The organism is Catalinimonas alkaloidigena (assembly GCF_029504655.1).
In the GTDB taxonomy this organism is placed as follows: Bacteria; Bacteroidota; Bacteroidia; order Cytophagales; family Cyclobacteriaceae; genus Catalinimonas; species Catalinimonas alkaloidigena.
On the sequence record NZ_JAQFIL010000001.1, the window covers coordinates 6,371,046 to 6,388,150 of the forward strand.

General features: G+C 42.8%; 20 protein-coding genes. 8 read left to right on the forward strand and 12 right to left on the reverse strand.

The annotated features are described in order from the left end of the window. Window positions 1-36 precede the first annotated feature (36 nt). Window positions 37-564, reverse strand: coding sequence for a DUF2062 domain-containing protein (locus tag OKW21_RS25730; protein WP_277485227.1), 528 nt, complete (start codon window positions 562-564; stop codon window positions 37-39). Window positions 565-804: 240 nt separating this feature from the next. On the opposite strand from OKW21_RS25730, the gene yaaA reads away from it, so the two are divergent. Together yaaA and OKW21_RS25740 are read left to right on the forward strand one after the other, a co-directional pair. After that, window positions 805-1,578 (forward strand): peroxide stress protein YaaA, encoded by a 774-nt coding sequence (yaaA, locus tag OKW21_RS25735; RefSeq protein ID WP_277485228.1) that lies wholly within the window; start codon window positions 805-807, stop codon window positions 1,576-1,578. A 115-nt stretch (window positions 1,579-1,693) separates the two neighbouring features. Then, window positions 1,694-2,293, forward strand: a complete 600-nt coding sequence (locus tag OKW21_RS25740; protein WP_277485232.1) for a hypothetical protein — start codon at window positions 1,694-1,696, stop codon at window positions 2,291-2,293. Here the strand turns inward: OKW21_RS25740 and OKW21_RS25745 are convergent. Next, entirely contained in the window at window positions 2,287-3,615 is a 1,329-nt protein-coding gene (locus tag OKW21_RS25745; RefSeq protein ID WP_277485234.1) for an N-acetylmuramoyl-L-alanine amidase, read from the reverse strand. The two genes, OKW21_RS25740 and OKW21_RS25745, sit on opposite strands and share 7 nt — an antisense overlap. A gap of 98 nt (window positions 3,616-3,713) precedes the next feature. Between OKW21_RS25745 and OKW21_RS25750 the strand changes: the two genes are divergently transcribed. From OKW21_RS25750 to OKW21_RS25760, 3 genes are read left to right on the forward strand one after another with little or no spacing between them, the layout of a single operon-like run. Next, window positions 3,714-4,103, forward strand: a complete 390-nt coding sequence (locus OKW21_RS25750; protein WP_277485236.1) for a carboxypeptidase regulatory-like domain-containing protein — start codon at window positions 3,714-3,716, stop codon at window positions 4,101-4,103. Continuing rightward, window positions 4,103-4,540, forward strand: coding sequence for an acyl-CoA thioesterase (locus tag OKW21_RS25755; protein ID WP_277485238.1), 438 nt, complete (start codon window positions 4,103-4,105; stop codon window positions 4,538-4,540). The genes OKW21_RS25750 and OKW21_RS25755 overlap by 1 nt, the downstream gene beginning before the upstream one ends. Further along, complete coding sequence (locus OKW21_RS25760; protein WP_277485239.1) at window positions 4,515-4,997, forward strand: LEA type 2 family protein; 483 nt, start codon at window positions 4,515-4,517, stop codon at window positions 4,995-4,997. Before OKW21_RS25755 ends, OKW21_RS25760 begins: the two co-directional genes overlap by 26 nt. On the opposite strand, the gene OKW21_RS25765 is transcribed toward OKW21_RS25760, so the two are convergent. From OKW21_RS25765 to OKW21_RS25785, 5 genes are read right to left on the reverse strand one after another with little or no spacing between them, the layout of a single operon-like run. Further along, complete coding sequence (locus OKW21_RS25765; RefSeq protein ID WP_277485241.1) at window positions 4,994-5,887, reverse strand: hypothetical protein; 894 nt, start codon at window positions 5,885-5,887, stop codon at window positions 4,994-4,996. The two genes, OKW21_RS25760 and OKW21_RS25765, sit on opposite strands and share 4 nt — an antisense overlap. After that, the gene (locus OKW21_RS25770) at window positions 5,884-6,417 is read right to left on the reverse strand and encodes a macro domain-containing protein (protein WP_277485243.1); all 534 of its coding nucleotides are present in this window, start codon (window positions 6,415-6,417) and stop codon (window positions 5,884-5,886) included. Before OKW21_RS25770 ends, OKW21_RS25765 begins: the two co-directional genes overlap by 4 nt. A 13-nt stretch (window positions 6,418-6,430) precedes the next feature. Then, on the reverse strand, window positions 6,431-7,030 hold the full coding sequence (locus OKW21_RS25775) for a TIGR04282 family arsenosugar biosynthesis glycosyltransferase (RefSeq protein ID WP_277485246.1): 600 nt from the start codon (window positions 7,028-7,030) through the stop codon (window positions 6,431-6,433). Beyond that, window positions 7,023-7,454 carry a rhodanese-like domain-containing protein gene (locus OKW21_RS25780; protein WP_277485248.1) on the reverse strand — a complete coding sequence of 144 codons (432 nt, stop codon included), beginning with the start codon at window positions 7,452-7,454 and terminating at the stop codon, window positions 7,023-7,025. Before OKW21_RS25780 ends, OKW21_RS25775 begins: the two co-directional genes overlap by 8 nt. Before the next feature lie 16 nt (window positions 7,455-7,470). Continuing rightward, the gene (locus OKW21_RS25785) at window positions 7,471-9,324 is read right to left on the reverse strand and encodes a DUF5060 domain-containing protein (RefSeq protein ID WP_277485250.1); all 1,854 of its coding nucleotides are present in this window, start codon (window positions 9,322-9,324) and stop codon (window positions 7,471-7,473) included. 272 nt (window positions 9,325-9,596) lie between these two features. Here OKW21_RS25785 and fbaA point away from each other — a divergent pair, with 272 nt between their 5' ends. Next, complete coding sequence (gene fbaA / locus OKW21_RS25790; RefSeq protein WP_277485253.1) at window positions 9,597-10,667, forward strand: class II fructose-bisphosphate aldolase; 1,071 nt, start codon at window positions 9,597-9,599, stop codon at window positions 10,665-10,667. Window positions 10,668-10,773: 106 nt separating this feature from the next. On the opposite strand, the gene OKW21_RS25795 is transcribed toward fbaA, so the two are convergent. Further along, window positions 10,774-11,016, reverse strand: a complete 243-nt coding sequence (locus OKW21_RS25795; protein WP_277485255.1) for a T9SS type B sorting domain-containing protein — start codon at window positions 11,014-11,016, stop codon at window positions 10,774-10,776. Then, on the reverse strand, window positions 11,013-11,750 hold the full coding sequence (locus OKW21_RS25800; protein ID WP_277485259.1) for a hypothetical protein: 738 nt from the start codon (window positions 11,748-11,750) through the stop codon (window positions 11,013-11,015). The genes OKW21_RS25795 and OKW21_RS25800 overlap by 4 nt, the downstream gene beginning before the upstream one ends. 547 nt (window positions 11,751-12,297) lie before the next feature. Here OKW21_RS25800 and OKW21_RS25805 point away from each other — a divergent pair. Then, window positions 12,298-13,062, forward strand: coding sequence for a hypothetical protein (locus OKW21_RS25805; protein ID WP_277485262.1), 765 nt, complete (start codon window positions 12,298-12,300; stop codon window positions 13,060-13,062). After that, window positions 13,050-13,259 carry a hypothetical protein gene (locus OKW21_RS25810; RefSeq protein WP_277485266.1) on the forward strand — a complete coding sequence of 70 codons (210 nt, stop codon included), beginning with the start codon at window positions 13,050-13,052 and terminating at the stop codon, window positions 13,257-13,259. Before OKW21_RS25805 ends, OKW21_RS25810 begins: the two co-directional genes overlap by 13 nt. On the opposite strand, the gene OKW21_RS25815 is transcribed toward OKW21_RS25810, so the two are convergent. From OKW21_RS25815 to OKW21_RS25825, 3 genes are all read right to left on the reverse strand, one after another. After that, a complete protein-coding gene (locus tag OKW21_RS25815; protein WP_277485268.1) occupies window positions 13,220-14,560 on the reverse strand; it encodes an MptA/MptB family glycosyltransferase in 1,341 nt (446 codons plus the stop codon). The genes OKW21_RS25810 and OKW21_RS25815 overlap by 40 nt on opposite strands. Further along, window positions 14,553-16,025: a cellulose synthase family protein gene (locus OKW21_RS25820; RefSeq protein ID WP_277485269.1), complete on the reverse strand. Its 1,473-nt coding sequence runs from the start codon at window positions 16,023-16,025 to the stop codon at window positions 14,553-14,555. Before OKW21_RS25820 ends, OKW21_RS25815 begins: the two co-directional genes overlap by 8 nt. Window positions 16,026-16,099: 74 nt before the next feature. Then, window positions 16,100-16,792 (reverse strand): glycosyltransferase family 2 protein, encoded by a 693-nt coding sequence (locus tag OKW21_RS25825; protein WP_277485272.1) that lies wholly within the window; start codon window positions 16,790-16,792, stop codon window positions 16,100-16,102. Window positions 16,793-17,105 lie beyond the last annotated feature (313 nt).

Consider the following 17,105-nt stretch of genomic DNA (forward strand, 5'->3'; position numbering starts at 1 on the left):
TGCACAGCCGCCGGCTGGGCCGCTTTAAGGAAAATCCTAAAGCGGCTTTTTCTTTTTAAAGCGCAGTATCAAAACCAGAGATAAGAAATACAGGCCACAGCCTAAGAAGGCTGAAACCAAAGCCCAGGCGCCTAAAGCTCCCAGAACTGAATGCCATATCTGAAGCATATAGCCTATGGTATCCACCTGCAGATCTTCAATAATTTTAGTGGGGGCCAGAGGGAGCTTTTCAATCCTGAATAGCAGCTCTCCCAGTCGGATAAATGGAACAAAGAGAATGATCTGTAAAGGCATAACCGCATAAAGTACCGCCAAGGCTAAAGGAATATTGAGCCGCCACCAGGCCGCGATGGCCGCACATACGGCTGTAATAAAACCAAATACAGGAATGACACCTAACACTACTCCCAGGCTAATGGTAAGCGAAAGCTTTTTTGCTGACATTCCTTGCCGCAGTAAACCCAAAACCATCTTGCCAATACGGCTTTGCCTAAATTTTGTAATCATATTAGTTCCCTGCTTGTCTATTCCCTGCAAATGTAAAGAAGCTTTTGATCTGCTCATAAAGGCTTATCTTTTCCTTAAAGGCAAATAAGTAGTTGTGCAATGGCATTCTTTAGCTGTAAAAGTCTATTTATTAGCATTTTAGGCCTGGAAAATAAAGAAGCTGGTGCTCAATGGGTTTGTGCATTAAAACTTTGCCGCTTAGATTTGTTATTCATGTAAAATGTGAACATTGTTCAGGATACACCTGAGCTTGCTAACACATGCTGTAACTTCATATTTGTTAACCATTATTTATTCATGATAAGTATACTTTCACCCTCCAAAACACAGGACTTTGCTGATGATAGTGTAGATGTTTCAAAAATTGGGCATACTGAACCCTCACTTCTCAAAGATTCCAGTGTATTGGTAAGGGAGCTTCGCAAAAAATCTGTGAAAGACCTTGAAAAACTAATGTCGGTTAGTGAGAATATCGCTACGCTTAACCAAGAACGTTTCCAGCATTTTTCTACCCCCTTTTCTCCGGAAAACGCTCGCCAAGCATTACTGGCCTTTAAAGGAGACGTTTACACCGGCATAGATATCCATGAATACAAAAAAGCTGACTTTAAATTTGCGCAGGAACATGTGTGCATAATTTCCGGACTGTACGGCCTGCTAAGACCTCTGGACCTGATTCAGCCTTATCGCCTGGAAATGAAAACCAAACTTAGCAACCCTAAGGGTAAAGACCTGTACCAGTTCTGGGGACATAAAATAACAGAACAACTCAATGAACGCTTTAAAGCTCAGAAAAAGAAGGTACTGGTTAACCTGGCTTCTAATGAATACTTTAAAGCAATTAAGCCTGCCGACCTAGATGCCGAAATCATTACGCCAGTATTCAAAGAGCACAAAGACGGTAAGTATAAAACCGTTGCCATCTATGCAAAAAAGGCACGAGGCATGATGACCAATTTTATCATACAGCAGCGTATAGATTCTCCTAAAAAACTTAAGACTTTTGCAGAAGACAACTATGAATACAGCGAAAACCTTTCTTCAGATAAGGAATGGATATTTGTTCGGTAAATTTTAATACAGCAAGTAGAATGGCTTTTATTCGCCGGACCATTCTGCTTGTTATTTTTTTTCAATACTTTTCCTTACTTTTTCGTTATTAATAATATCATCCAAATTTTAACCTATGTCCTACTTTGACAAACTGTTTAGCAAGTTGTTTCCGGCCAAAGACTCGGACAAGGTGACTGCCGTCCATGAGGTGCTAAAGCGCAACCAACCTACGCAGCAGGCTTACGGGGACTGGAAAGACAGTGATGACCGTAGTGAGCTTATCAAGGAGATTGCCCAGGCCTACTACTATAAAAAGACAAATATCACTTCAGAAATTGATGTACATCTATTCAATACTGCCTACGCCAATGGCTTTGCCATTAGCTATCACGAAAAAATTGGCAGCAAAGTCTTTCAACATCTGACTGATTATTTCAGAGATAAAGTATTGGAGATGGGCTATCGCCTGGTGAATGCTGACCGGCGTATTCTTGATCGGGAAAACTATGTAGAAACTATTGAGAAATACTACCTTAAGCCTCCCCTCAGTGCCGAGGATTTAACACAGGATACCATACAAGTCAACCAGATGTTTGGAAATATTGCTATTGAGCATGTACAGATAAACAGCCAGCCCAGCTACCTGAAAGTGCTGGCCAGCATTTACTCCGATCGACAGTTTCAGGAGGCTGACAGCTATGATGATTTTATCTCTGCTCTTTTTCATCAATAAATCAGCAGCTTACGCTTTTGCTCAAAGTTGCTCCCGTTGATTTGCAGCACATAAATTCCTGCTGCCAGTAGCCTGGTATCTACCACCCAGCTTTCTCCCTCCTGATCCAGATACGCACTTACCGAAAACTTTTTCCCGCCAGCGTCTATCATCCATATCTCTTCCGGTACTTGCTCCGAAGGCAAAGTAAAGTTGACTTTCTCTTCTGCCGGGACCGGATAAACATTAAAGGCCAGCGCCTCCGCTTCTTCTTCACACCCAGCTTTCAGATAAGCCTCTACCTCCAGGCGGATATCGTTCAGCATAGCGTATAGATTATCTCCCGGACATTCGGTAGCACAGCCATTCCGATGACCGGCAATCACGCTTAGATTATTGTTCGCCGGATGGCTACTGCCTGCCAGAGGGTCGAGCGATTCTTTATGCAGCTTCCAGCCCGTCAACCGAACGAGCGCGCTCACAGAAGTATCGGTAGGTAGGACGGTATTGTAGTTTCCTAACATACATATCCCCATGGTTCCGGAATTTTGCCCACAGAAATGCGCCCCGCGGATATCGTCATTTTCTACTTCATCATTGCTAAAGCTTCTTCCCTGAAAGATGGTACCGTCCTGTGCGATCAGATAGTTATAGCCGATATCTGACCACCCTCTTACTTGCGTATGGAATAAGTATATGTTACGTACAGTATTAACGTAATCGGTACTGGTATTTGAACCGGCAGAATGATGAACAATCACATGCCCTACATCGGTCTCTACCCTGTTATATGAAGGTTCAGGTAAGCCCTCCCGCCAGATAGAAGTACGGATCAAAGAAGGCAAATGGCAAGTTCCATCCTGATTGGTATCCAGCTGTTTTTTTTGCTTCTGTGTTCGTGTATTAGCTTTTTTCCTGCCTTCTTCCGCATTCAGCAGAGAAAAAGAAACATTACCTCTGATGTCTGCCGGGTAAAAGATAAAACTATGCTGAGCTTTATCAATTATTAGTAAAACCGACTGTCTGAGATTATCATCTTCAGGCTGGTGCTCATCCTCTTGCAGGAATAATGTATCTTGGCTTACAATTACATAAGCTCCTTTAAAATCAAATTTTTGCTCTATACTAATGGCCAAGGCAGTAAAACTGAAGTCGGGCTTAATCGTATATTGCCGGGCAGCATCTATATAAGCTTCATGACGGCTATAGTAAGGTGCATTCGCTGAGGTTTGTCTGGTGTGAAGACTCTTAGTATTTTGGGCAAAGACTGATAAAGAAATGCTACAAAAGCATAATATTTGTACCGTAGCGAACCGTAAGTAGCCTGAAGCAGTTGATGCCATGCAGTAAGGTGATTATGTTGAAAAAAGTTACAGCTAAATTAAACCAACGTTATATTTAAAATATTATTCCAATACTAATTAAATTAAACACTTTTACAATGATGATCTCCAAGACATATTTATTGGTAGTTTTCTTCTTAATGAGTTGCCAGACAGTTCCCTCCGCAGGAGTCCCCGCAGCCGATGACAAACCTATCCAGATTTTTAAGACTTCTTTACAAATCACGGTAAGAGATAACCTTGGCAATAGTGTAGAGGGGGCGGAAGTGCAGATTTTTACCAACAAAGAAGATTATCAGAAAGAAGAGAACCCGGTACAGGGCATCAAATATACCGATGATAAGGGGCGCGTAAAATTTTCTGAGCTGGATACCCAGGAATATTATATCAATGTAGAAAAGGGCGACATGAACAATTATGGGGCAGGGATTAAGACTGACCAGCTAACCGAAAAAAGAAATAACAAAGTAACTATCATCATTGAGTAATGATTTCGTTATCAGATTTAGACAAATATAGGTTCCAGTTTGAAATACAGGTACGATACTCTGATATGGACATGCTTGGACATGCCAACAATGCGGTGTATCTAACTTATCTGGAGCTCGCTCGCTTAGGATATTTTAAAGAAGTAATCCGACAAGAATGGAAAGAGGTAGCCTTGGTACTGGCTCATGCCAGCATGGACTACAAAATTCCTGTGACGCCCAAAGTGACGCCTGTAGCACATATTAGAACGACCAAGCTGGGTAACTCCAGCATGCATGTGGAAAATATGATTACCAATAAAGAGGGGAACATATTGTTTTTCTCTTCTACTATGATACTGGTAGCCATCGACACTAAAACCGGAAAGTCTACGCCTATTCCCGAATCGGAAAAACAAAAAGTAATTGCCTATGAACCAGCTTTGGAAGCAGTATAGTAATAAGGTTACCCTATGGATGATGGTATTAGTGATTGGTACTGCCGCCTGCTCCACACCAGAAGCTCCCGATTTTAATGGGGTGAAAAACTTTAAAATTGATGTACAAGGCCTTAGCAAGGCCCAGATCAATGGAGATGCTGTATTTTTTAATCCCAACAAACAAAAAATTAAAATCCGGCAGGTAGATGTCAGTGTATTTGTGGAAGGTGAGAAAGTGAAGGATATTAGTCAGGAATTTGATATTACTGCTATGCCCAATAGCGAGTTTGTAGTACCCATTGATGTTACGCTTTCCCTGGGGGACCTGAATATGAATTTACTCAATACCGCCCTAAGCATGCTCAACGGTGCTACAAAAAAGGTACGTTATGAGGGAAGGGCTCGAGTGACAGTCAATGGGCTTCCCTTCAGAGTCCCTTTTGAACATGAGGATGATGTCAAAATAGACCTCTAACTGTTCCAGTAGGCGTCCATGTAAGTTTCCTTCAAGGCTAACTTTCGGCCATCCCAGCTTTCCTGCTTGAGCAGAATGTTGGGATAGCTTCCGCTAAACCAGTAGGTATTTGTCTTTTCTTCATCCAATTGGACCTCTACTTTCCAAACATCAGCAACCTGGCTCATATCATAGGCAGTATTCAGTTGTAGCCCCTCCGCTTTACTTACGTCAAAAGTCGCTTCATAAATCTTAGGCTCAGTAGCTTTGCTATTGACTTGTGACTCTGCTACAGCCTGCTGAAAGCTAAGCCCGTCTTGGAAGTTCAGTGCCCGCAGTGAATGTGAGAGCTGATCTTCAAACATAATATTACCATCCACAGTCATTTGGCCAATGCCTTGTCCGTCCCAGTAGCTGTTATAGCCATACTCGTAATTTCTGCCCTGATCCAGAAAATATTTTGCAGTATTGCCACACCACTCCTGAGAAGTATTGGTGAGCTTATAAACGGTAGAAGGCTGTTCTCTCTTATAAAAAATACTGGTAAGGTAATGATAAGGGTAATTGTCCGTGGGGATACGACAAAACTTGTTGATTTTCATCACATCAAATAAATCGTTACGGTCATAATCATCAGTTTTGACCTTAAATTCTTCATTAAAAGTTTCTTTAACAAGGATATAGACATACTCAAAATTCCGTGGCTCGCCATATACCACTCTTTGTGCTTCATATTTAGCCACTTCAGCTACCCCCTTATCCCATTTGGCATCCATAGCCCACTCCTGATTGAAGTATTCGGCTGCATCTACTGTATTCTTGGCGTTGCTTCCGGTACAGGCGTACAGACCGGTCATGGCAGCCAAAAAAAGCAGCAGCATGCCTATGTTTTCATCTAATACTCTTTTCATGATAGCATTTGTTTTAGCGTTTGCTCTACTTGCTGGCGGTCACTGTCCCCATACAAGACAATACGGATATGCCGCACTGAGGATAGATGCTCGGTTCTTTTTTGAATGGTCTGCAACATCACCTGAGCAGCCTCTTTCAGCGGGTAGCCGAATATTCCGGTAGAAATAGCAGGAAAAGCAATAGACTTCAATTGATAATCGTCTGCTAGCTGAAGAGCCTTTTCATAGCAACTGCCCAACAATTGATCTTCGGGTTTGTCCCTCCCATATACCGGCCCGAGACAATGAACAACTTTCCTGTTAGGTAATTGAAAGGCATCAGTGATTACTGCTTCTCCGGGAGCAATAGGAGCTAGCGGTCTGCAGGCGTCTGCCAGTTCCGGCCCAGCGGCACGATGGATAGCTCCGGCTACTCCACCGCCGCTCATGAGTTGAGCATTGGCAGCATTCACTACTGCATCCATATCTGACTGTTTACTGATATCACCTTGTACAACTTCTAGCTTTATTTCTGAAAATTGCGCTTCCATGACCCTCAAAATTTTACAGTTCTGCTAAACGCATGTTTTCCAAATCCTTTTCCTCGTCCACATCGGTTAAGGTTGGCAGGATATAGCAACTCAATCCTCTTTTTTTAATTGTCTCTACGGTTTGTTCCAGCACCTGAGAGGTGCTCCAGTTTTTATCGTGAAAAAGACTGGAGTGTAGCTTTTTCATACCTAATAAATAATAGCCTCCATCAGTAGAGGGTCCTATGACTACATCGTGCTGATCCAACTCCGCAAAAGCCTGTTCAATAATTTCGGTAGTGAGCTCGTAGCAATCACTGCCGATGATGCAAGCTTTTTTGTAGCTGGCGTCAAATCTTTCTTCAAAAGCATTAAGCATACGCTTACCTAAATCTCCTTCAGACTGCAAGGCTTTAAAGTAGCGTTCTTCATCCCAAATATCATGATAGACAACCTCAGGGGTATAGTACACTATTTTATCATAGCCTAAAACCTGGGTGATCGCATAAGTACGCTCAAGTAGTTTGTGGTACACTTCCAGCGCTTTTTTAGCCCCGATACCCTTGGCCAGCCGTGTTTTAACTTTGCCTAATTCAGGTTTCTTAACAAAAATGATTAATGATTCTTCAGTCATAAAAAACAGGAAAGCCTTTCTCTTTCCAGCTACGCATACCACCCTCGAGGTTATGCACATTTGTAAAGCCTGCCTCTAAAAGCTGTATGCCTACCTGGTTGCTTCGCCCACCGGAAAGGCAGTAAACTATAATTTCTTTGTCTTTAGAAATATCTTCAACATCTTTTAGTTGAAAAGTCTCAAAGTTGACAAAACGCGCACCTTTAAGGTGTCCCGTATTATATTCATCTACTGATCGGGTATCCAGAAGAACAAATTCATCTTCCTTCTGCAAGCGTTGCTTTAAATTTTCAGCTTTGATTGTTGGTGCTTTGTTAACCTGCTGTTCAAGAATTTGTTTCTTAGGCGTTGCCAAAACAAAGAGCACTGCCACAATCAATCCCAGTCCTGTGCTAAGACTGAAAAGCAAATTTTTTTTACTCATGGTATGTTTGTTATTATTATTCAGATAGTTTTACAAGTATTACCCAATCTTCATCGGGGGCAGAGGGAGGAGTACCTAAAGAAACCTTTCCGGGGCCACTTACCTCAGGTACTGATCCATCCAATAATCCATCTCCGGTTTTCGGATTGTACCATTGTACACTGTAGTCAGCCTCATGATCCTTCAGATCAAGCTGAACTTCCGCACCATATCGGGTATATACCGCATACACATCTCCGGCTTTAGCAAAGCAGTATGCGCCTTCGGCATCTACCAGTGTATCAGCAGACTGCATTTCCCAGAAAGGCAAGTGCTCATGAAAAAAGTCCAGCGCGTAGCGTGTCTGGTCCCAGATATTACTTCTCGTACGAAAGGTTTCGGTATTCAGGTCATCGTTAGGAAACTTATAGCCAAAATACCACTCCGCACCGCCGCCGCCGGCCATTAGATTTCCCCACAAAGATTCGTAGCGAACCGTATCATGCTCAGGGTCAATGTCATCGGGCAGCACTCCATGGTAGTGAGGGCCGATTTCATCCAGGTTAACCACCCACTGCTTCCCGGCTTCGCCTGAGGCTTTTATCCAATGCCTGGTTTCTTCGTGCACATCACTGGTAGGGCTAATTTGCAAAGAAGGCCCATCCAGATACGCAAAACCAAGTAATGGGTTTAGCACATCATAGCGAGGGCTACGAGCGGCATGGGTGTGTAACACCACAAAGTTTTTGTATGGATCAGTTTGCTTGATATAGGAAATCATAGATTTCCGCTGCGCATCATTCTGAGCCTCAGGGGTAAAGTTCGCATAACCGTTCTCTTCACCCATATTCCAGGTGACTGCCAGATGATGGGCAAAGCGGGCAATGAGTTCACGGTAATAAAGTTTGCGTTGCGTACCGGTATCGCCACCGTCCAGCAACAATTCATTCTCTGTTTCCTGTGTCACAATATGTAGCATGATACCCAGACTGTCAGCGTGAGCAAACACTTTATCCCATTGTGCCAGCTTACTACAGTCAAAGCGATAGCGTTCTTCATAAGCGGTATAAGGCCAAACATCTTTACCATCCCCTCCAATATTAAGGGTAAGAAAGTAAGAAGAGTTCATCCCTTTTTCTGCCAGATAATTATATGCTCCTATAATTCCTTTGCCCTTCCCCCCCTGCCAGTTGGGGTCACCTTCATTCCAGTCCTGTATATGATCTTCATAACGATGCAGATCTTTATCAGCGGCAGCTTCTCCTTCCCGCTGTTCTTCCTCATCGCCGAAGTAGGTGCCATCAAAATCTTCGTAGCCCAGCAGGTTTTCCGGACTGTCGGTGCCGCCTTTGAGATAATATTCTCCGTTTTCGGCAAACTGAAGGTAGCGTTCTCCGATATATCGCAACCTGCCTTTAGCACGGAAGTCTCTTCCGCTTTTATCGGATGGAACGACCTCAAAGCTGCCGTTATTTCCATCAAAAGCCACTGCCTCTCCTGCCTGAGGATCATCACTTACTGCGATGCTATCACCTTTACGAAAAGATACTTCATACTCCCACGCACCTTCGGCATCAGGTGTAAAATGTACCAGCCAGACATTACCACTGTCGGCACTGCTCTCGGCAGCATTTCCATCGGCAGCGTAGTAGCCGGGAACTTCATAGGTTTTATCCTCATGACTGAAAGTTACCATCAGCCGATAGTTGAGAAATGGGTTATCCTCTGCCTGTTCGCTGGTTTGCGGACCTTCAAAACTGAGGGTTAGAGGGTGCCATTTTTGGTACGTAGGAATGCCCTTTGCTGTATCCGTCTGGCTTTGACATGAAAGCAGTATCGAGCTACAAATCAGAAAAAGAATATTCAGAGGTGTAAGTAGGTTGTGTTTCATCAATAATAAAAATCATTCAAGTATTGGCGAAAAAATAAGCATTTTTCTCTGTTTCTGACTGGTATTTCTGCAAAAATACCATTTACTCCCATGTATCGCAGTTGGGAATTCTCTATATTGCCAACTCATAAATCAATTAAAAGAACTATAAAATAAACGGAGGAAATTGCTTAACGCAAAGCACTTTTTTTCATAAGTTCCAATATGCGTGTTAAAGCTATTTAATCAAAGATAAGCATATGGCACGTCCACGTTAAACAAACACTAAACACATGAAAGAAACTTTTAAACCTGGTGTATTATACGGTGACGATCTGAAACGTTTTTACAGATATGCAAATGAGAAGGGCTTCGCACTTCCTGCTGTCAACGTAACTGGTACCAACACGATCAATGCCGTACTGGAAACCGCTCGTGAGGTCAATTCAGCAGTAATCATACAGTTTTCTAATTCCGGAGCTGCTTTTGTCTCTGGGAAAGGACTAAGTAACGAAGGGCAGCAGTCTTCTATCGCCGGAGCCATTTCCGGTGCCATGCACGTGCACAATATGGCCGAAAAATACGGTGTCACTGTGATCCTGCATACCGACCATGCTGCCAAGAAATTGTTACCCTGGATTGATGGCTTACTGGATGCCGGAGAGCAGTATTATAAAGAAAATGGCAAGCCACTTTTCAGCTCTCATATGCTGGATCTTTCGGAGGAGCCGTTGGATGATAATGTGGCCATTAGCAAACAGTATTACCACCGCATGAATGAGATCGGTATGTCTATTGAGATTGAGCTAGGCGTAACCGGTGGCGAGGAAGATGGGGTAGACAATACCGATGTGGACGCCTCCAAACTGTACACTCAGCCTGAAGAAGTGGCTTATTCCTACAAAGAGTTATCTACCGTGGGCGATAATTTTACCATTGCGGCTGCTTTTGGTAATGTACATGGCGTGTACAAGCCCGGAAATGTGAAGCTAACGCCAAAAATTCTTCATAACTCTCAGGAGTACATCCAGAAAGAATTCTCTACCGGAGCTAAGCCAGTAAACTTTGTATTCCACGGAGGCTCAGGTTCTACCCAGGCGGAGATTCGTGAGGCCATTACTTATGGGGTCATCAAGATGAACATTGACACTGATGTACAGTGGGCTTTCTGGGAAGGGATCAAAGATTACTATCAGAGCAAAGAAGCTTATCTGCAAGCACAGATCGGTAATCCTGAAGGAGAAGATTCTCCCAACAAAAAATTCTACGATCCCCGCGTGTGGTTACGCAAGGGAGAAGAATCCATTGTAAAAAGGCTAAAGCAGGCTTTTGACGACCTGAACGCGGTCAATTCTATGGAATAGGCTTTTTTTAGGCATTTTAGAGAAGCGCATGTGGATCACCAGCATGCGCTTTTTCTATGCTTATTTCTTTTCTTTCTCAATCAGTCTGGGGAGGATATATTATAAGTTAATAGTAATTGTGGTTACGAGGGCTCTCCATCGTTTCAGTCAAAATGCTCACCCTACCCTTATACTCATAAGGAAAGCGCAAGTGCCGTAACTCATAGAAATACACTCCCGGAGCCAGATCACCACCATCCCAATCATTTTCGTAAGTCCAAGAGAAATATACCTGCTTTCCCCAACGATTGTACACCTTCAGGCTCCAGCTATCCTTTCCAAGATTAGGAATGACAAAAGTATCGTTCACTCCATCATTGTTGGGAGTGAATACGTTTGGAATAAAAAAGTCGTCGGGCAGAGGTTCAACAAATACGTCAAACGAAAAGTACCTACAGTATCTCTTACTCGCTGTACAGTAGTGTTTTCATTTTCAAAAAAGTTTCCAATCAATAGGTGAGTTGCATCATAATCAAGGCGAAATGTATCACTGACTAGCACCCAGCCATTTCGTTCAGTGATGACCGTATTGTTATTGATAGAAGGAATAGCTTGAATAACTCTGGTGGTATCAAGATCAATGGCCGTTTGGCTAAAGAACATACCGAGATTGTTAGAAGCTAGCTGTACGCTATCAGCCAGGGAAACGTACATTCCGGCAATATAGCGTTGACCTTGTTCAATAGGTTGGTCTAGCTTTACCTGAAGGTACTCCCGGTAAGAAATGTCGTTATAAGTAAAGATTCCTGCCATTAAATCACCACTACGGGGCGACTGCGTGCCAAGAGCAAAACGGTCATCGGGAGTAGGATGCATGCGACAAGTAATCCTGTAATTGTTGTTCAAAATATCAGCAGTGCCATCAGTTGGCATCGTCCAGTTTTCCATGATGCTAATAAACTCTTTCTTACTGGATACAATCAGGCAGTTGGTATCACTTTTATACTCTTCAAAGCTTGGGTTAGGTACCAGATTCTGGGCTCCCAGTAGAGTGGGCATCATCCATATCAGCAGACCTATGTAAATTAATTTAATATTGTTCATAGGTAGAACTGTAGAAGATTTTGTTCATAAAGTATTAAATATATGTTTACAGCATCTTAAAGTAAGTGAATATCACAAAAAAATTACAAGAATACACTTAAAGAATTGTTTTTAATTGGCGCAAAGAAGAAAAACCAATTTCTTTAACATAAAAGAATAAAAATCATTTTCTTTAAATACACAGTGTAAATACTTAACCCGCTTTCTATATGAAAGCAGGGCATTGAAAAGCATGTGCCGGCATTTGATAAAAACTAAAGTCCATTAAATTAATAGACAACAAGGGGGTTGTAATCCTTTGCCCTTAAAGGAAAGTCAGCAGAGTCTCAAATATTTAAGCATAGTGCATCAGAGAGTATATTTTCATCCTCATCACATCTGCTCATTTTTCATAGTATATACCTCCTGAGCGTACTTTTATCAACTCCTAGCATCCTGCTTATCAGAAGGTTATAGCAATATTTATCGCTCCTACTATTTCCTTATACAAAAAATAATCCCTAAATTATTAGAAGGAAAAATCTTGTTATACCTAATTTTTTGCGCTATGAACCTTCAAGATGAATTGATCTACGCTGATCGCAAACGCCAGCAGCATTATTTGAATGACAACTCCATTGCTGAATTACAAGAGATACTTCGTCAGGAACACAAGCAGGAAAAGCAGGCACTGCAACACCTGGGGCTTTCCAACAATACGATTGAAACCGAGAAGCAGCACTGGCTACAGCAAGCGCTGCTCAAGCAGGAATACCAGGGTGAAGTATTTCATGTAGATGATGTACGCCAGGTCTGTATGGCATATAATATGCGTATGCTACCCAGTCATTTGTATCGTGGACCTGTAGACACGCAATTTGCCCCCAAGCTTAAGAACTTTCAGCGGACTTATCATCTCACTGATGAAGAGGTATCAAGGGACTTTTTTATCGTAGCTCCCGGCGAGACTTTTGAGTTGGAAGAGCGCCAGCGCCCCCTTGCTGACCTTGACCCTCTCCTGCTCTATCGTATAGATGACCATTTCTATAAGCTGGTACACCAGTGGGGTGGTGAGTTGAATGTGTTCCGCTACATTTCTTCCTGGAAGAAACGTGACCTCTGCCATATGACCTGTCACTGGTTTGTCATGAGCTTTATGGTTACCATGCTTTTACTAGGTTTTTTGGTAGATGGTCTTAGCAATGCAGTAACCCTTTCACTGCTCATCTCCGGCCTCATTGCCTGGATGTACTATTCTTCTTTCAGAGACAGCCCTGATGAGCTGAGACATCGCTTCTCGCGTTACAACTGGAACCAAAAATGGACATATTGAGAAAAGTACTGCTAATCGCTTTTTATGTATGTATTATTGCCGCAGGGGTTGTGGGTTTTCTTACTTTAAGATCCATGCGGCAAATTCCTGCTCCAGTGCAGGACTCACTTCAACAACAAAATATAGCCCCTTCCTCAGATTCCACCATTTCTACAATTTATCCAGTGGTGGAGGAAGATACGGCCTTAGTAGAATAGTGCTTCCACAGTTCATAGGCCAGCATTAGCAATACCAAGCTGTATTCTAAAACAGTGATCGGTAAGATCTCTTTAAAGCCTTCAACTGAATAACCCGCATAGGAAAAAAAGATCAGCCAGGACCAGACGATCATAAAACGGTAGTGCGTAAACAGGCTGAAAGCTATCAGGGGAGCAATGTACCAGGGGTGTACAGTGGTAGCCAGTGCCAGATAAATTACCCACACCCATAGCCAGGCCGCAGGTAATTTTTCTTTGCGTTCCAGTATAGAAAAAAGAACAATGCCCAGAAAAGTGCTGACTGCCAGCCATTTTCCTGCCATGCCAATGATGTTATAACCCTTTAGCACATAGCCAATCTCACGCACGATATAGTAGATACTGGCGTTAAACTCAAATTTCTGAAAGTATAGCCCTACACTTTCCCCTATTCCTCTGAGCAACTCCATATTGAGCAGAGGTATAAACAAAAGCAGTGTAAAAACTCCGGTCGCTATATAAAACCAAAGAGATTTTTTAATTCCTAGCCTACGTATATAAAGGGGTAATAAAACCAGCGGTAGCAGTTTGGTCGCTATGGCCAAAGCAAAGCTAAACGCACTGGGTAGCCAGTGTACTCTTCTCAGAAAGAAATAGCTCAGCAGCAGGAAAAAAATCATCAGGGCTTCAAAGTGCAAGTTGCCACTCAGTTCAAGAATGATGAGAGGGTTAAGGGCATACAGCAAAGTTCTTTTGATGGGAAAACCCTGCCTACGGGCAAACTGAAAGAGTAAGCTAATACTTCCTGCTTCGGCCAGCAGTATGCATATCCTGATCAAAACGATGCTTCCCAAAATAGAATCCGGGTAAACCCAGGCTGCCAGGGCAAAGACTGCCTGATTTACGGGGGGATAAATAGAAAAATAGTTTGGCGAATTGAGCCGTTGAAAGAGGCTTTCATCAATACCCTGTAATTGTTTATGCAAGCCCTGCTCTATAATTTCAGAAGGCAGATAAGCAAAAGGATGTATGCCCTGTACCAACAATCTGCCATCCCAGATGAAACGGTAAATATCATCCGACAGATTAGGAATAGCCGGAAGTAAAACAATACGTACCAGGCCGCTCAGTCCCAGCAATACCCAAAGCTGTTTATCATGCACTGTCAGTTTGTATATGCCCGCATAGGCAGCAAAAGCCAGGGTATATGTCAACAGCAATGGATAGGTTTGAAAGCGCTCTATACCGTAAGTGATGTAAAGAACGCAGGTAAGTAGCACCACTGCCAGCAATGCAAGAAAAAGACTGCGATTCTTAGGCATGTCTAGGTGCTGTAAATGAGTAGAGAGCTACTGCGGCAAAACCAATAGCCAGCATAGCATGAAACAGTAGCATGCCATAATCCGCTACAAAAAAAGCTGAGACAATCCCAAAAACAAAATACAATGCCAGTAGTACTTCCAGCCAGGTAAGCGGACTTACCTTGTAATGCAGGTAAATGTTTTTCTTCCACTGCTCTTTCACATTGGTTACATTGAATTTAGGTGTTCTCAGAAAAGGAGATTTAAAGCCCAGTAAACCTTCGGCTACTGCCAACGCATTATGCAGAGAAAGGCCCATGGTAATGGTCAGGAAAAGTGGATAGTGCTTTAGAAAGTACCATAGCTTACGTTCTTTGATAACTCGGCTGGTAGCGATCCAATAGAAAAGTCCGATAGAAAAAAAGCCCAACACAAACACTGCTCCCAGTTTAAAAAAAGTATTCATATAAGGGTGCTGCTGTTTAATAAACAGCATAGGCACACTTAATACGGCTCCTATTAACAAAAACAAAAATACTGATGAGTTAAAAAGGTGCATGATGGCATGAATACGGTTAACCCACCCTATTTTTCGCTTTGGATGCTCTTCAAAAATATGGATTAAATGCTTACGAGCACATTCTGCGGCCCCTTTATTCCAGCGAAACTGTTGCGATTTGATAGCAGGCATAAGGATAGGGAGCTCAGCCGGAGCCTCTACTTCTTCCAGATAAGTAAACTCCCAGCCTTTCATCTGTGCTCTATAGCTTAGGTCAAGGTCCTCTGTCAAGGTATCATCTGACCAGCCCCCGGCGTCTTCAATACAGGCCTTTCTCCACACACCTCCGGTACCATTGAAATTGATAAAGCTACCGGCGTGGCTTCTGCCCCCCTGCTCTATGGTAAAATGGCCATCCAGGCCAAAAGCCTGCAGGCGGGTGAGCAAAGAATAATCTTTGTTAACATGTCCCCAACGGGTCTGCACTACGCCTACCTTTTCATTGATGAAGTGAGGGATGGTTTTCTTGAGAAAATCCGGAGAAGGCAAGAAATCAGCGTCAAAGATGGCAATAAATGCTCCTTTTGCTTTTTCCAGACCGTAGGCCAGGGCTCCTGCTTTAAAGCCTTTACGCTCAGGCCGCCTGATATGCTTAACATCGATATTCTGCTCTTGATAGGCTCTCACTTTATTTGCGATGAGATCAACAGTTTCATCCGTTGAGTCATCCAAAACCTGTATTTCTAACTTATCTCTGGGGTAGCTGATTTTTACGACCGCATCAATCAATCGTTCTATTACATAAAGTTCGTTATAGACAGGCAGCTGAATAGTGACCATGGGCCACTCTTCCATTGCCATATCAGGAGCAGTCTTTTTCTCTTTCAGGCGGCGCAGATAATGCCATGTCAGATGCAACTGTCCTATGCTGAATAGAAAAATAAATAGTAAGCAGAGTAAATATCCTACCGCAATTAGGATTTCCATATAAAAAATAAATTATGCTATGCTGATCAGGCAACCTTTTCTATACAACCGCAAGAAGGCTGTCTTAGTTACATTTACCTATATTTGAAGATTGTCCAGATGATTTTATAACCAGCTCCCAGCGTACCTTTGAGTGTGCCGGATACCTTGGAGACACCTTCCCTTCTCTTCCTGTATTTTACCGGCACTTCCGTACTGCGCAAGCCCAGCTTAGCCGCTTTCAATTGCATTTCAACCGTCCAGCCATAGGTTTGGTCCTGCATATCGATACGCTGCAAGGCTTCCCATGTGACAGCCCGAAAAGGCCCCAAGTCGGTAAAATTAGCGCCATACAACAATCTTAGCAAGCGAGTGGCCAGCCAATTACCAAAGACCTGCTGGGGTGTCATCGCTCCTTTCTCCTTTTTGCCCAAAGCTCTTGAGCCAATCACCAGATCCATCCCCTCTTCCAGTATGGGCTTTACCACTTCCGGTAGTTGCTCAGGATAGTCAGCATAGTCAGCATCCATAAAAACTATGATATCGGGTTGAGAATCCTGAGCCTTTGTATATGCTATTCCCCTCAAACAGGCGTACCCATAGCCCTGACGTTCTTCCTTAAGCACCGTAACGCCTGTCTCACGCGCCACATCCTCTGTACTATCTTTTGAATTATTATTTACTACAATGATTTCACTTACCCAATCTTTGGGAATATCCCCGATCACTTTACCGATGGAGTTTTGCTCATTAAAAGCCGGGATAATCACTTTAATATCTTTATTCATATTGAAGTATGTACAATAAACTTATTAGGCTCCTGAATAATTGTCATCAGCCCGACGATTGCAAATTTGTCAAGGTAAAGATTACGATTGTCAACCTTTACTACCTCTGCCAGAAACGCTGAATTGTTATAAATGAAAAAATCCTCAGGGTAAAAGTAAAAGAGCCTGTCCGGACTTACTATCGGGCAGGCTTTTTTTATGCATAAAGGTAAAAAACGGTGCTTACCTTTTGAAAATTATCCCTTTCCATCTAAAATACTCAGTGCTATTTTGAAAACGCCTCTTAATATTCGTAAAAATGCTTAGCAAGGCT